At 70.1% G+C, this 14,328-nt stretch carries 16 protein-coding genes and 1 riboswitch; of the genes, 3 read left to right on the top strand and 13 right to left on the bottom strand.

The features are described 5' to 3' along the window. Positions 1-13: 13 nt before the first annotated feature. The 10 genes from ACZ3OF_RS26480 to clpS all read right to left on the bottom strand — a co-directional run bounded on the left by ACZ3OF_RS26480 (position 14) and on the right by clpS (position 7,753). Positions 14-964, bottom strand: coding sequence for a PLP-dependent cysteine synthase family protein (locus tag ACZ3OF_RS26480; RefSeq protein WP_361673683.1), 951 nt, complete (start codon positions 962-964; stop codon positions 14-16). A gap of 5 nt (positions 965-969) precedes the next feature. Next, positions 970-1,248, bottom strand: coding sequence for a MoaD/ThiS family protein (locus tag ACZ3OF_RS26485; RefSeq protein ID WP_361439507.1), 279 nt, complete (start codon positions 1,246-1,248; stop codon positions 970-972). A 100-nt stretch (positions 1,249-1,348) separates the two neighbouring features. Then, entirely contained in the window at positions 1,349-1,447 is a 99-nt protein-coding gene (locus ACZ3OF_RS26490) for a putative leader peptide (protein WP_352187453.1), read from the bottom strand. Positions 1,448-1,491: 44 nt separating this feature from the next. After that, positions 1,492-2,277, bottom strand: a complete 786-nt coding sequence (locus ACZ3OF_RS26495) for an ABC transporter ATP-binding protein (RefSeq protein ID WP_361673685.1) — start codon at positions 2,275-2,277, stop codon at positions 1,492-1,494. Next, a complete protein-coding gene (locus ACZ3OF_RS26500) occupies positions 2,274-3,440 on the bottom strand; it encodes a FecCD family ABC transporter permease (RefSeq protein ID WP_467307189.1) in 1,167 nt (388 codons plus the stop codon). Before ACZ3OF_RS26500 ends, ACZ3OF_RS26495 begins: the two co-directional genes overlap by 4 nt. Beyond that, a complete protein-coding gene (locus ACZ3OF_RS26505; RefSeq protein ID WP_361673689.1) occupies positions 3,437-4,411 on the bottom strand; it encodes an ABC transporter substrate-binding protein in 975 nt (324 codons plus the stop codon). Before ACZ3OF_RS26505 ends, ACZ3OF_RS26500 begins: the two co-directional genes overlap by 4 nt. 8 nt (positions 4,412-4,419) lie before the next feature. Beyond that, a riboswitch (adenosylcobalamin (AdoCbl) riboswitch) is annotated at positions 4,420-4,569 on the bottom strand. A 7-nt stretch (positions 4,570-4,576) separates the two neighbouring features. After that, a complete protein-coding gene (locus ACZ3OF_RS26510; RefSeq protein ID WP_361673691.1) occupies positions 4,577-5,005 on the bottom strand; it encodes a M67 family metallopeptidase in 429 nt (142 codons plus the stop codon). A gap of 76 nt (positions 5,006-5,081) precedes the next feature. Continuing rightward, positions 5,082-6,533 (bottom strand): amino acid permease, encoded by a 1,452-nt coding sequence (locus ACZ3OF_RS26515; protein ID WP_361673693.1) that lies wholly within the window; start codon positions 6,531-6,533, stop codon positions 5,082-5,084. Positions 6,534-6,863: 330 nt separating this feature from the next. Further along, the gene (locus ACZ3OF_RS26520) at positions 6,864-7,448 is read right to left on the bottom strand and encodes a DUF2017 domain-containing protein (RefSeq protein ID WP_361673695.1); all 585 of its coding nucleotides are present in this window, start codon (positions 7,446-7,448) and stop codon (positions 6,864-6,866) included. Beyond that, positions 7,448-7,753 carry an ATP-dependent Clp protease adapter ClpS gene (gene clpS / locus ACZ3OF_RS26525; RefSeq protein WP_352187447.1) on the bottom strand — a complete coding sequence of 102 codons (306 nt, stop codon included), beginning with the start codon at positions 7,751-7,753 and terminating at the stop codon, positions 7,448-7,450. Before clpS ends, ACZ3OF_RS26520 begins: the two co-directional genes overlap by 1 nt. Before the next feature lie 100 nt (positions 7,754-7,853). On the opposite strand from clpS, the gene ACZ3OF_RS26530 reads away from it, so the two are divergent. Together ACZ3OF_RS26530 and ACZ3OF_RS26535 are read left to right on the top strand one after the other, a co-directional pair. Next, entirely contained in the window at positions 7,854-9,182 is a 1,329-nt protein-coding gene (locus ACZ3OF_RS26530; protein WP_467307194.1) for a nicotinate phosphoribosyltransferase, read from the top strand. A 131-nt stretch (positions 9,183-9,313) separates the two neighbouring features. Beyond that, entirely contained in the window at positions 9,314-9,901 is a 588-nt protein-coding gene (locus ACZ3OF_RS26535) for an isochorismatase family protein (protein WP_361439490.1), read from the top strand. Between the two features lie 135 nt (positions 9,902-10,036). On the opposite strand, the gene ACZ3OF_RS26540 is transcribed toward ACZ3OF_RS26535, so the two are convergent. Both ACZ3OF_RS26540 and ACZ3OF_RS26545 read right to left on the bottom strand, forming a co-directional pair. After that, positions 10,037-10,342: a hypothetical protein gene (locus tag ACZ3OF_RS26540; protein WP_361439488.1), complete on the bottom strand. Its 306-nt coding sequence runs from the start codon at positions 10,340-10,342 to the stop codon at positions 10,037-10,039. 122 nt (positions 10,343-10,464) lie between these two features. Further along, positions 10,465-12,900 carry an immune inhibitor A domain-containing protein gene (locus ACZ3OF_RS26545; protein WP_361673699.1) on the bottom strand — a complete coding sequence of 812 codons (2,436 nt, stop codon included), beginning with the start codon at positions 12,898-12,900 and terminating at the stop codon, positions 10,465-10,467. Between the two features lie 368 nt (positions 12,901-13,268). On the opposite strand from ACZ3OF_RS26545, the gene ACZ3OF_RS26550 reads away from it, so the two are divergent. Next, positions 13,269-13,541, top strand: a complete 273-nt coding sequence (locus tag ACZ3OF_RS26550) for a hypothetical protein (RefSeq protein ID WP_361673701.1) — start codon at positions 13,269-13,271, stop codon at positions 13,539-13,541. A 14-nt stretch (positions 13,542-13,555) separates the two neighbouring features. On the opposite strand, the gene ACZ3OF_RS26555 is transcribed toward ACZ3OF_RS26550, so the two are convergent. Beyond that, positions 13,556-14,320 carry an RDD family protein gene (locus tag ACZ3OF_RS26555; RefSeq protein WP_361673703.1) on the bottom strand — a complete coding sequence of 255 codons (765 nt, stop codon included), beginning with the start codon at positions 14,318-14,320 and terminating at the stop codon, positions 13,556-13,558. Positions 14,321-14,328 lie beyond the last annotated feature (8 nt).

The following is a 14,328-nucleotide window of genomic DNA, read 5'->3' on the forward strand; positions in this document are numbered from 1 at the left end:
TCGCAGGTGACGCTCACGCCCAGAGCTGGCCCTGGACCGTCTCGATCGCCTCTTCGGTCGTCGCCGCCGTGTAGAGGCCCGTCGAGAGGTACTTCCAGCCGCCGTCCGCCACGACGAAGGCGATGTCGGCGCTCTCGCCCGCCTTCAGCGCCTTCTGGCCGACGCCGATCGCCGCGTGGAGCGCCGCGCCCGTGGAGACGCCGGCGAAGATGCCCTCCTGCTGGAGGAGTTCCCGGGTGCGGGTGACCGCGTCGGCCGAGCCGACCGAGAAGCGGGTGGTGAGGACCGAGGCGTCGTACAGCTCGGGCACGAAGCCCTCGTCCAGGTTCCGCAGCCCGTACACGAGGTCGTCGTACCGCGGCTCCGCGGCGACGATCTTGACGTCGGGCTTGTGCTCGCGCAGGTAGCGGCCGACGCCCATGAGGGTGCCGGTGGTGCCCAGGCCCGCCACGAAGTGGGTGACGGAGGGCAGGTCCGCGAGGATCTCGGGGCCCGTGGTGGCGTAGTGGGCGCCCGCGTTGTCCGGGTTGCCGTACTGGTAGAGCATCACCCAGGAGGGGTTCTCCGTGGCGATCTCCTTGGCGACCCGTACGGCCGTGTTCGACCCGCCGGCGGCGGGGGACGAGATGATCTCGGCGCCCCACATGGCGAGCAGCTGGCGACGCTCCTCGCTGGTGTTCTCCGGCATGACGCAGACCATGCGGTAGCCCTTGAGCTTCGCCGCCATCGCCAGCGAGATCCCGGTGTTGCCGCTGGTCGGCTCCAGGATGGTGCAGCCGGGGGTGAGCCGGCCGTCCTTCTCGGCCTGCTCGATCATGTGGAGCGCGGGGCGGTCCTTGACCGAGCCGGTGGGGTTGCGGTCCTCCAGCTTGGCCCAGATGCGGACGTCGTCCGACGGGGAGAGCCGGGGCAGGCGGACCAGGGGCGTGTTGCCGACCGCCGCGAGCGGGGAGTCGTAACGCATGTGGATCAGACCATGCCGCCGGCCACGGCCGGCAGGATCGTGACGTTGTCGCCGTCGGTGAGCTTGGTGTCGATGCCGTCGAGGAAGCGGACGTCCTCGTCGTTGAGGTACACGTTGACGAAGCGGCGCAGCTGGCCGTTGTCCACGATGCGGGCCTCGATTCCGGCGTGGCGCGTCTCCAGGTCGGCGAAGAGCTCGGCGAGCGTCGCACCGCTGCCCTGGACGGCCTTCTCGCCGTCGGTGTAGGTGCGGAGGATGGTCGGGATGCGGACCTCGATGGCCATGGCGTGGGCTCCTGTTTCGGGAGTCGGGAGTGGCGTGGAAGGCGCGCGGCTGTCGGCCCCCGCGCGGGGTGGTGCTGGGGTGCGCCGCGGGCACACCCGCTCACATCGCGCTGGCGAAACGGCACAGGTCGACGTGCAGCCGCGCCACGAGCAGCGCGCTGCCCGGCGTCGTCACTTCGCTCACGTCGTGGGAAACCATGCGGTCATCGTATCGATTCCCGGTCCGGGTTTCGGAATGTGATCTCACATGACGGACGGTTCGCGCTCGACTGGCGGACCCGGCAGGTAGAAGACGGTCGGCGTACCGGTCCTCGGATGCGGGATGACCTCGGCTTCCACCCCGTACACCGCCCTGAACAGCGTCGGCGTCAGAACGTCCGCGGGCGCGCCTTCGGCGACCACGCGGCCGCGCTCCAGGACGTAGAGGCGGTCGCAGTAGGCGGCGGCGAGGTTGAGGTCGTGCAGCGCGAGCAGGTTGGTGGTGCCCAAGTCGCGTACGAGGCGCAGGACTTCGAGCTGGTAGCGGATGTCGAGGTGGTTGGTGGGCTCGTCCAGGACGAGCAGCGCCGGCTCCTGGACGAGGGCGCGGGCGACGAGGGCGCGCTGGCGTTCGCCGCCGGAGAGGGTGGGGTACGGCCGGTCGGCCAGCTCGGCGATGCCGACGCGGGCGAGGGCGGCGTCGGCGCGGGTCCGGTCGGAGGCGTCGTCGCCCTCCCAGAAGCGCTTGTGCGGGGAGCGGCCGAGGGCGACGAGTTCGCGGACGGTCAGCTCGAACTCGGTGGCGCCGTCCTGGGGGACGGTCGCGATCCGGCGGGCGCGCGCCTTGGGGCCGAGGGCGGCCAGGTCGTCGCCGTCGAGGAGGGCGCGGCCCGAGGTGGGGGTGAGGGTGCCGTAGACGCAGCGCAGGAGAGTGGTCTTGCCGCTGCCGTTGGGGCCGACGAGCCCGACGGTCTCGCCGGGACGGGCGGTGAGGTCGGCGTCGCGCAGCCGTGTCCCGTACGAGAGTCCCTGGAGGCGCAGTTCGGTCATACCGGGCTCCCTTCCGCGCGGCGGCGCATGAGCCAGAGGAAGAACGGGCCGCCGGTCAGGGCGGTGAGGACGCCGACGGGGATGTCCTGGGGCGCGGCGACGGTACGGGCGGCGAGGTCGGCCAGGACCAGGGCGAGCGCGCCGCCGAGCGCGGCGACCGGCAGGAGGCGGCGGTGCGGCGCGCCGACGGCCATCCGGGCGGCGTGCGGGACCATCAGGCCGACGAAGCCGACGGCTCCGCTGACGGAGACCATGACGGCGGTGACGAGGGAGGCCAGGACGAAGACGGCGGCGCGGAAGCGGGCGGTGTCGAGGCCGAGGACGGTCGCGCCCTCCTCGCCGACGAGGAGCAGGTCGAGGGGGCGGGCGAGGATGAGCAGGGCGGCGACGCCGAGGACGAGGACGGCGGCGGGCAGGGCGAGCACGTCCCAGCGGGCGCTGCCGAGGCCGCCGAGGGACCAGAACATCGCCTCCTGGAAGTGTTCGGGGCGGCCCGCGAGGACGAGGAGCAGGGTGGTCAGCGCGGCGAGGATGTACGAGACGGCGACACCGGCGAGGACGAGCCGGGAGCCGGTCATCGTGGAGCCGTGGCGGGCGAGCGTGTAGACGAGGACCAGGGCGAGCAGGGCGCCGGCGAAGGCTCCCGCGGGCATGGCGACGGTGGTCGTGATCCCGCCGCCGATGCCGAGGACCAGGACGAGGACGGCACCGGTGGACGCGCCGGAGGAGATCCCGAGGAGGAAGGGGTCGGCGAGCCGGTTGCGGACCAGGGCCTGGAGGACGGCGCCGACGACGGCGAGCCCGGCGCCGACGATCGCGCCGAGGAGCACGCGCGGGAGCCGGACGTCGAACACGATCGTGCGGTACGGGGAGGGGGCGGCGCGTCCGGTGAGGATCTCGACGACGTCGCCCACGGGGATCCGCACGGACCCGAGGGCGACCCCGGCGACGACGGCGACCGCGAGGGCGACGACGAGTCCGCCGAGAACGAGCAGGTACCGCCCGGACCCGGCCCGCCCGCCGGCCGTCGTGGCGACCGGGGCTGGAACCGCCGGAGCCGGAACCGCCGGGGCCGGGTCCCCGGGAGCCGGACCGGGCGCGGCCGCTCTCTTCGGTGTCGCGCCCGGTTCCGCTCCGGTGTCCGGGAGCGGGGTGGCCGTCATCGGGTCGGGTGGAGCTGGGTCGCGAGCTTCTCGATCGCCGCCGGGACGCGGACGCCGAGGACCGCGTCGGAGAGCGGCAGCACGGCGAAGCGGCGGTTCTTGACCGCCGGGACGTCCTTGAGGGCCGGGTCCTCCAGGAGGCGCTTCTTCTTCTGTTCCACGGTCGTGGAGCCGTAGTCGTAGATGACGATCACGTCCGGCTTGCGGGCGACGACCTGCTCCCACGTCGCGTCGCCGAAGGGCTTGTCGAGGTCGGCGAAGACGTTCCGTCCCCCCGCCCGGGTGATGAGCTCGTTGCCGATGCCCTTGCCTCCGGCGGTGAACGCCGTCTTGTCGCCGCTGTCGTAGACGAAGACCGAGACGGGGGCGACCCCGTCCACCTTCTTCTCGGTCGCCGCGACCGTCTTCCTCGCCTCGGCCGTCCAGCGTGTGCCGCGGTCGGGGACGCCGAAGGTCCGGGCCACCTCGTCGACCTCCCGGTAGAGGTCGGCGAGGGAGGAGGAGCCGGAGGGGCAGTACTCCATGTTGAGGCGGCTGTCGACCCCCGCGGCCTTCAGGTCGTCCCGGCTCCGTCCGGCCTTGGCGTCGAAGGCGCTGGAGTAACCGCCGTAGACGAAGTCGGGGTTCGCGGCGAGCAGGGCCTCCTTGGAGGGGTACTCCTTCGCGAGCACCGGCACCGCGTCGTACGCCTTCTTGTACGCGGGGAGGATCCGGTCGTCGAGGTAGGCCGTGCCGACGAGGGACTTCTCCAGGCCGAGGGCGAGCATGACCTCGGTGACGTGCTGGTTCATGGTGACGGCCCGCTGCGGCGGGGCCTGGTACGTCGTCTTCACACCGCAGTTGGCGACGGTGTACGGGAACCCCGGTGCGGCCTTGGCGGCGGGGGCGCCCTTCTCCGCGGGTGCCGCGCAGGCGGCGAGCAGCGGGACGAGGGCGGCGGCGGGCAGCAGGGTACGGCGGCGCCAGGTCATGGCGGACGAGCCTCCTCCGGGGATTTCCACGTCCCCAGTCGGTGGTGAGAGGCGGCAGGTCAGTTCCTGGCTTCCGGCCCCGGAGGGGCCGGACACAGTGGCGGGACCGTGCCGGATTCGCACCGGCTTCCTGGGTCCTGCCGCCCTGATGGTCGCGTCAGTGTCTCAGACGTCGTACTCCTCGACGACCTTCACGTCCTCCTCGGTCACGACGCCCTCGACGATCGTGTAGGAGCGGAACTGGAAGGGGCCCGCGCCGTCGGTGTCGGCGGTGGAGACCAGGACGTAGTGCGCGCCGGGCTCGTTGGCGTACGAGATGTCGGTACGGGACGGGTAGGCCTCGGTGGCGGTGTGCGAGTGGTAGATGATCACGGGCTCCTCGTCCCGGTCGTCCATCTCGCGGTAGAGCTTCAGGAGGTCGGCGGAGTCGAACTCGTAGAACGTGGGCGAGCGCGCGGCGTTCAGCATCGGGATGAACCGCTCCGGGCGGCCGCTGCCGACAGGACCCGCGACCACGCCGCAGGCCTCGTCGGGGTGGTCCGCGCGGGAGTGCTCCACGATCTGGTCGTACAGGGCCCGGGTGATGGTCAGCATGTCGGACAGGATAAGCAAAGGGGCCGTCCCGTACCGAGGAGTGGTACGGGACGGCCCGAATGCTGGACAGACCGGGTTACGAGCGCTTGGCGAAGGCCGCGCCCTCCGGGTTGCGGGACTTCAGGACCAGGTAGGCGACCGCGAGGACGAGGCCCCACAGCGGCGCGCAGTAGAGCGAGATCCGCGCGTCCTTGTCGATGCCCATCAGCACGATGACCATGCCGATGAAGGCGAGGGCGAAGAGGCTGCACCAGATGCCGCCCGGCGCCTTGAAGGACGACTGGGGCAGCTCGCCGCGGTCGGCCTTGAGGCGGAAGCGGACCTGGCAGACCAGGATCATGATCCAGGCCCACATGCCGGAGATGGTGGCGAAGGAGACGACGTAGTTGAACGCGTCGCCGGGCCACTGGTAGTTGATCCAGACGCCGACCATCATCAGCCCGGCGGAGAAGGACGTGCCGACCAGCGGCAGACCGTTCTTGGTGAGCTTGGTGAAGAACTTCGGGCCCTGGCCGTTGAGCGCGAGGTCGCGCAGCATGCGGCCGGTGGAGTACATGCCCGAGTTGCAGGAGGAGAGCGCGGCCGTCAGGACGACGAAGTTCACGATCGCGGCGCCGACGCCGAGGCCCATCTTCTCGAAGGCCGCGACGAACGGGGAGACGCCCGGCTGGAAGTGGGTCCACGGGACGACCGACAGGATCATGATCAGCGCGCCGACGTAGAAGACGGCGATACGCCACGGCACGGTGTTGATGGCCTTGGGCAGGACGGTCTTCGGGTCCTTGGACTCGCCCGCCGTGACGCCGACCAGCTCGACGGCGAGGAAGGCGAACATGACCATCTGCAGGGTCATCAGGGTGGAGCCGATGCCCTTGGGGAAGAAGCCGCCCTCGGACCAGAGCAGGGTCATCGAGGCGGTGTCACCGGCGTCGGAGAAGCCGATGGTGAGGATGCCGGCACAGATGAGGATCATGCCGACGATCGCGGTGACCTTGACCATCGAGAACCAGAACTCGAGCTCGCCGAAGAGCTTGACGGAGATCAGGTTCGCGAGGAACAGGACGACCGTGAAGATCAGGGCGAAGACCCATTGCGGCTGATCGAGGATGCCGTCGGTGTTCTTGGTCCAGTACTGCATGTACTCGGACGCGGCGGTCACTTCGGTGATGCCGGTGACGACCCAGAAGAGCCAGTACGTCCAGCCGGTCACGAAGCCCGCGAAGGGGCCGATGAACTCCCGTGCGTACTCCGAGAAGGAGCCGGACACGGGCCGGTACATGAGGAGCTCGCCGAGCGCCCGCATGATGAAGAAGATGACGAGGCCCGCGATGGCGTACGCGAGGATCAGGCTGGGCCCCGCCTTGGAGATGCCCTTGCCCGCGCCCAGGAAGAGGCCCGTGCCGATGGCGCCGCCGATCGCGATCATCTGGATCTGGCGGGCGCCGAGTGCCCGGTGATAACCCTCGCCGTCGGCGGAGTCCGCGGCCTCACTGCCGTCGTGCTGCTTGTCGACCTGCACTGAGGTCATGGTGGTGCGCCTTTCTCCATGCTGTTCCGCGCCGACTGCGTCTGGCTGCGGATCAGGTCCTGATCCCCCCGGATATGGATGGAGTGCTACCGGCGGTCAGCCGGTCAAAGCGCCCCCGGGAACAGGGGTGGCGTCCCCGGGTGGTCGTGAAGATTTATCACGGGGGAAACAGTGATCGAGGAGGGCAAATGTGGCGCAGACCACATGAAAAAGGGGGTAAAAGCCACTCAAGAGGACCAGTAAGAACAGTTTGGTGACGTATTCGTTATCCGGATTTGAGTGTCCGCTGAGCGAACGACGCCCTACCGGCCGGTATCGGGCCGCGGGACATCACTCCCCGGACATCAGCGTCTCGACGAGTGACTCCTGAAGGGCGCCCAGCCAGAGGTACGCCATCACCATCGGCTTGCGCGGGTCGGAGTCGGGCAGCCGGTACAGCTCCCCGCTCTCGTCCTCGTCAGTGACCTCAAGACGGGTCCCGATGGTCAGCCGCAGGTCGTTGAGCGCGCCGAGCCAGGCCCGGGACTCGTCGGCGGTGAGCTTGAGGACCACCTCGTCGTCGCCGGTCGCACTGAGCCCGTCGAGGCTGCGGATCACCGCGAGGGCGTCCTGGCGCTTGCGGGCGCGCAGGTCGTTCTCGGTGTAGCGGCGGAAGTCGGCGGCGGCCGCGCGCAGCTCCTCGTCCTCGTCCCCGTACGCGTCGGGGAAGAGTCGTTTGAGTGCGGGGTCGCTGGGGGCCTCGCTCGGGCCCTCGGCAAAGAGCGCGGCGAGGGGGTCCTCGCCCTCCACGGGCTCGTCACCCGGGCCGATCAGCTCCACGAGCTGGACGGCGAGGGAGCGCAGGATGGAGATCTCGACCTCGTCGAGCGCGACGGCGGCGCCACCGCCGGGCAGGGCCTCGAACCGTCCGGCCATCAGCCGCGGTCCTGGGTGAGGGTCGCCCACAGCCCGTAGCCGTGCATCGCCTGCACGTCCCGCTCCATCTCCTCGCGCGTCCCACTGGAGACCACCGCGCGGCCCTTGTTGTGCACGTCGAGCATCAGCTTGTGCGCCTTGTCCTTGGAGTAACCGAAGTACGCCTGGAAGACGTAGGTCACATAGCTCATCAGATTGACCGGATCGTTGTGGACGAGAGTCACCCACGGCACGTCGGGCTCGACGACGGCGAAGGTCTCTTCAGCCGATTCCGTGCGTTCGATCTCAATAGGCGCGACGCTCACTTACCCCATGCTGCCACCTCGGGAGGGGCGTCGCACAAACGGGTCAGCCCGCGCGCCGAGAAATCGTCAGAGTGACGATTTCTGCGATAGCATCGCTGACATGAACGCTGCGGACCTTGGGCTGCCGGTGGACGTGCCGTCGACCGCGCTCTTCACCGATCAGTACGAGCTGACCATGCTGCAGGCGGCCCTCAGGGCCGGCACCGCCGACCGGCGCTCCGTCTTCGAGGTCTTCACCCGTCGTCTGCCCGAGGGGCGGCGCTACGGCGTGGTAGCCGGTGTCGGACGCGTCCTGGACGCCGTCGAGAACTTCCGCTTCGACGGCGGTGTCATCGGCTTCCTGCGCGAGCAGGGCATCGTCGACGAGCCGACGCTCCGGTGGCTGGGCAACTACCGCTTCTCGGGCGACATCTGGGGCTACCCCGAGGGCGAGATGTACTTCCCCGGCTCCCCCATCCTGCGGGTCGAGGGCTCCTTCGCCGAGTGCGTGCTCCTGGAGACCGTGATCCTGTCGATCCTCAACCACGACTCGGCCATCGCGGCGGCGGCCTCCCGGATGTCGGGCGCGGCCGGCGGGCGGCGCCTGATCGAGATGGGTGCCCGGCGCACCCACGAGCTGGCGGCCGTCGCCTCGGCGCGGGCGGCCTACGTCGGCGGCTTCGACTCCACCTCGGACCTCGCGGCCGGGTTCCGCTACGGCATCCCGACCGTCGGCACCTCCGCGCACGCCTTCACGCTGCTGCACGACAGCGAGCGGGACGCGTTCCGGGCCCAGGTGGAGACGCTGGGCCGCGGTACGACGCTGCTCGTCGACACCTACGACGTGGCCGAGGCCGTCCGTACCGCCGTCGAGGTGGCCGGTCCGGAGCTCGGAGCCGTACGGATCGACTCCGGGGACCTGCTGCTCGTGGCGCACCGGGTCCGGGCGCAGCTCGACGAGCTGGGCGCGACGAACACCAAGATCGTGGTCACCTCGGACCTGGACGAGTACGCCATCGCCTCGCTGGCGGCGGCGCCGGTCGACGCCTACGGGGTGGGCACGCAGCTGGTCACCGGCAGCGGCCACCCGACCTGCTCGATGGTCTACAAGCTGGTCGCCCGGGCCCAGTCGGCGGACCCCAAGGCTCCGCTGACGGCGGTGGCGAAGAAGTCGGTCGGTGGCAAGGCCTCCGTCGGCGGCCGCAAGTGGGCGGCGCGGAGGACGGACGCGGAGGGCGTGGCGGAGGCGGAGGTGGTCGGCACCGGCCCGGTGCCCACCGAGCTCGCCGACCGTCAGCTGCTCGTGGAGCTGGTCAAGGGGGGCGACGTCGTGGGCCGGGAGCCGCTGGAGGCGGCGAGGGCACGGCACATCGCGGCGCGGGCCGGGCTGCCGATGTCGGCCATCCAGCTCTCGCGGGGCGAGCCGGTGCTGCCGACGGAATACGTGTAACACCGTGCCCGGGTCCGTGTAACACCCTGCGAGGCCCCCTCCCGAAGGGAGGGGGAAGTCTCTAGGCTCGATGCCATTCCCCGTTTCGACCCCCTCCGTTCCCTCCGCCGGCCCACCGAAGGACACCCGCCATGCACCGCGCATTGATCGTCGTGGACGTTCAGAACGACTTCTGCGAGGGCGGCAGCCTCGCGGTGGCGGGGGGAGCGGACGTCGCCGCCGCCATCACCGACCTGGTCGGCGAGGCGGCGGGCGCCGCGTACCAGCACGTGGTGGCCACCCGCGACCACCATGTCGCCCCGGGGGACCACTTCTCCGCCACGCCCGACTACGTGACCTCCTGGCCGGTGCACTGCGTCGCCGGCACGGAGGGCGTGGGCTTCCACCCGAACTTCGCGCCCGCGGTCGCCTCCGGGGCGATCGACGCGGTCTTCGACAAGGGGGCGTACGAGGCGGCGTACAGCGGCTTCGAGGGGCGCGACGAGAACGGCGTCACGCTCGCCGAGTGGCTGCGGTCGCACGACGTGACCGAGGTCGACGTGGTGGGCATCGCCACGGACCACTGCGTACGGGCGACGGCGCTGGACTCGGCGCGCGAGGGCTTCCGTACGCAGGTCCTCCTGGACCTCACGGCGGGCGTCGCGAAGGAGACGACCGAGCGGGCCCTGGAGGAGCTGCGCGGCGCCGGGGTCGAGCTCACGGGCAAGCCCGTGGTCTAGGCGCGCGCCCCAGGGTCCGCGCGCCCCGCCCCGGGGTCCGCGCGCCCCGTGACAGGGACGCGCGCCCCGTGGTCCGGACGCGCGCCCCGTGGTCCGGGCCCCGGGGTCCGTGGTCCGGGTCCCGGGGTCCGTCGCCTAGGAGGCCGTGGGCAGGGTCCGTATGGAGTGCCACAGCTCCTGGGTCGCGCTGGTCGTGGAGCGCCACAGGAGGCCGTCCGGGTGGTGCAGGACGGCGGTGATCTCGTCGGGGGTCGGGGGTTCCGCGTTGCCGCGGAGGTAGACCGCCCTCAGGCCCAGGTTCCGCAGCCGGGTCAGGGCGCGGGCGCGGTTGGCCGCGTGGACCAGGAAGCGGACCGTGGCCCCGTCGCCGGCCGGGCTCGGGAGCCCTATCGCGACGACGACGCTCCCGCCTGGCAACTTGCAGAAACCTCCACCGGGCATGCCGGAACCACTCCCCCTGTGAGCTTGCTGTCAATAAGAACTGGTCAGAGGCACCTAAACACGATCGGCCGCCGCCCGCTAGAGGGCGACGGCCGATCATGCTTTGACCTGCGACGATGCAGTTACTTCTGCGACGGACCCACCTGGACGGTGATCGTCTGGCCGTCCTTCGGCTCCTTGACGACCGCGATCTTGGTGTTGGTGTCAGTTACCTGGACACCGGCGCGCTCGGTCTGGGTGTACCAGTACGTGCCCCGCCGGTCGTCGAAGACCGGGACGCCGGGCTGCGACTTCACCCACGCCGGCACGCCCGCCTTGTGCAGCCGGATCGCGTCGGTGCGGTAGGTGCCGAACGTCGAGTCGTACGCCTGGACGCGGTTGCGCATCAGGGTGCCGTCGGCGTTCTTCAGCGGCGTCGGGTGCGCGTCGATCGGAAGGATCAGACCCTGGCCGGGGTGGACGGCCGTGTTGTTGTCCTTCTGCGACGTGTCCCACTGCCAGATGAGCAGACCGTTCTGGTACGGGTAGTGCTCGACCCAGCTGGCCTTGTCGCCCGTGAACCCGAAGTTGTACGGGCCGACCTTGAGGGTCGCGTCGTACGAGACGTACTGGCGGTTCTCCGCGAGGTAGTACTGCTCGTACTCCTTCGTGAAGCCCTTGCCGATCCGCGAGAAGCCCTTCGCCGTCCAGCCGTTGTCGCCGTTCTCGACGTTGTCCGAGAAGACGGTGGCACCGTCGGCGGTCAGCGTGATGGCGTCGGCCGCGAAGCCCTTGCCGCCGGCGCCGCCGTCCGTCTGGTAGCGGAAGCGGAGGTCGAACTTCTTGCCCGCGTAGGCGTCGAGCGGGAAGGCGAGCGACTTGTACGCGCCGGAGACGTCGGTCAGCGCCGGGGCGCCGCTCGCGTCGCGCGGCAGCGGCTTGCCGTCCACCGTGCCGTCCAGGGCGGTCCAGTTGGCGCCGCCGTCCGTGGACACCTCGGTGTAGAGGTAGTCGTAGTCCAGCTCGATGTCGTACCAGCCCTTGAGCTCCAGGCCGGCCTTCGACTTGCCGGTCAGGTCGACGGAGCGGGTCAGGGTGTTCTTGAGGTCGTCACCCATGTCGCTCCACCACTGCGTGGCACCCTCGGCGGGCGCGACGACATCGGTGGTGACCTTCTTCTTCGGCAGCTCGACGACGAGCGCCTGGGGGTTCTTGGTGTTGTACTCGGCCACGCCCAGCTTGTGGGTGGACTTCGTACCGCGCTGCTCGTTGGTCACCTTGGTGTAGTTGAGCCAGCCGAGCTGCAGCTTGTCCCAGGCGTTCATGTCGCCGGGCAGGTCACCGATGGAGTCCTTGCCCCGGCCGAGCCAGGAGCCGGAGGACATCAGGGACCAGAAGCCGGTCGAGTTCTCGGCGCCGGCCTTGCCCGAGGTGTCGTACAGGTCGGGCAGACCGAGGTCGTGACCGTACTCGTGGGCGAAGACGCCGAGGCCGCCGTTCTCGGGCTGCATCGTGTAGTCGCCGACCCAGATGCCGGTGGTGCCGACCTGCGTGCCGCCGGACTTGTTGTTCGCCGGGCCGGTCTTGCCCGCGTCCGTGCCGTACGCGTACCAGCGGTGCGCCCACAGGGCGTCGCCGCCCTGGACGCCGCCGCCCGCCGACTCGTCCTCGCCCGCGTGGACGATCTGGAAGTGGTCGATGTAGCCGTCGGCCTCGTTGAAGTTGCCGTCGGCGTCGAAGTCGTACCGGTCCCACTGGTCGTACTGCGCGATGTCGGCCTTGATCTGGGCGTCGGTACGGCCCTTGGCCTTCTGGTCCGCGGTCCACGCGGTGACACCGTCGCGGACGGCGTCCCAGACGTTGGCGCAGTTGCTGTTGCCGCAGTAGTTCGAGCCGTAACGGGCCTCGTTGTACTCGACCTTGACCCAGTCCGAGACACCACCCTCGACCGAGTAACGGCCCGAGGAGGTCTTCTCGTAGTACGTCTTCAGGGACTCCTTCGGCTGGCCCTTCTTGTCCTTGCCGGTGCCGAAGTAGAGGTCCTGGAAGTGCTGCTGGTTGTAGTCCTTCTGCCAGGCCGTCGAGTTGTCCTTCGAACGGTCCGGCTGGGCTATCTGGTTGTGCAGCGGGCCGGGCGTGCCACCGAACTTCGGCTTCGGCTCGGCCGTGTCGTCGTCCGCGCGGTCGACCAGGGTGGTGTTGTCCACCTTGTCGCCGAACTCGACGAGGATCGTGAAGATCTTGTCCGTCTTCTCACGGCCCAGCTCGACGTACTTCTTGCTGTCGAGCTTGACGACCTGGGAGCCCCCGCGGCGCTCGACCTTGCTCTCGCCGCTCAGCACCTGCTCCAGAGCGGCCTTGCGCTGCTGCTCCTGCTGCTTGCTGTACGGGCCCTCGAGGTCGTGGTCGACCGCCGTCTTGTCGACGCCGGCACCCGGGGCCGGGTCCTGGCGCTCGATCGAGGCCGGTGCGCCCGGACCCCTGTCGTCGGCGAATGCGAAGGTCGAGGCGCTGGCGGCGGTGGCCGCGAGCGCCACGACGACTGCGGACGCTCTGATCGCCCGTCGTCTGTTGGTCACTTGATGATTCCTCCCCGGCGCCCGCGACCGCGCGGACCGAGGGTGGGGTGTCCGCGGGCGGGGTCGCGCGTCACAAGTGACGACATTCGACCGGAGTTACGAGAGAAAAGACAGTCCTTGACTTGAACAGACCAACTGCACTATGCAGGAGTCGATTTCCGCTATCCGAACGGCAACCGGGCGCACCGGAGGTGGCCGTGGAGGGAATCGATGACTCCATGCGCCCCCCGTGCACCCACACCGTGGGTTAGGTCACGCTTACTACCCGTTTCGCTCGGGCATCCACCGTCGTAGAGTCGCTCGCGTGGGGTCCCCCGGCCCCCAGCCAGGGGAGCGATCTGCCGATGCTTCGAGGGACGGTACCCGTCATGCCGCGTCCGAACGCCGCACAGCTCGCCTACGGTTCGGCCACCGTCGTCTTCTCGACCGTCGCCCTGCTGCTGCTGTCCCGTACGACGACCCCGCTCGGGATCGCCGTCATCAGCGCCGCCGGGCTCCTTCTCGGGCTGCTGGTCGCGGTGACGATGCCCGCGCACCACAAGGCCGCCCCGGCACCCGTGCAGCCCCTCCCCCGGACGGACGAGATCCGGGTACCGGCCGTCCGCGTGGGTGCGGGAGCCGATACCCGGATCGGTACGTGACGCCGGCGTCGTAGCTACTGCGGGACCGACACCACCACGGTCTTGGCGGCCTTGTCGTGCAGACCCTGCTTGTAGGGCTTGTCGACCAGGATCAGGATGAGCAGCAGCAGCGGCCACAGGCAGGCGCAGCAGATCAGCGCGGGCAGCCACAGCACGACGGCGCGGATCAGCGAGGCGTTCATCGGCGGTGTGGAGCCGTCGTTGAGCATCGCGACGCGCAGCTTCAACCACTTCTTGCCGAGCGTCTGGCCGCCCTTCGCCACCATCAGGGTGTCGTAGCCGACGAACGCCACGATGGTGATGAGCTGGAAGACGAGACCGGTGCCGGTGCTGGTCGCGGTGATGGTGTCACCGAAGTCGTCCCCGTCGGTCGCCCGGTCGTAGACGTTGAACGGAATACCGATGACGGCGAGCGGGATGGCGACGATCAGCCAGTCGATGATCCGGGCCAGGATGCGCTTGCCGGAGTCGGCGAGCGGCGGCATCCCGGCCAGCGGATCCGCGCCCCCGTAGCCGCCTCCGTAGGGCTGCGAGCCGTACGGAGGGGGCGGGGGCGGCGTGTTGTCGTACGGCGACCCGGGTGGCGGGCCCCCGGGCGGCGGACCCCCCGGAGGCGGACCCTCGGGAGGAGGGCCGCCCGGCGGCGGCCCTTCGGGGGGTGGCGGCTGACTCCCGCTCCCGTACGGAGAGCCCGCCGACGGCGGCGTGGGCTCTTGCGGCTTCTTGAGGAACGGGTCGTCCTCGGGCGGCTGGCCGGGCGTCGGCTGGTCGTTGCTCATGGGGGCAG

It is taken from the genome of Streptomyces sp. NPDC022552 (assembly GCF_055561875.1).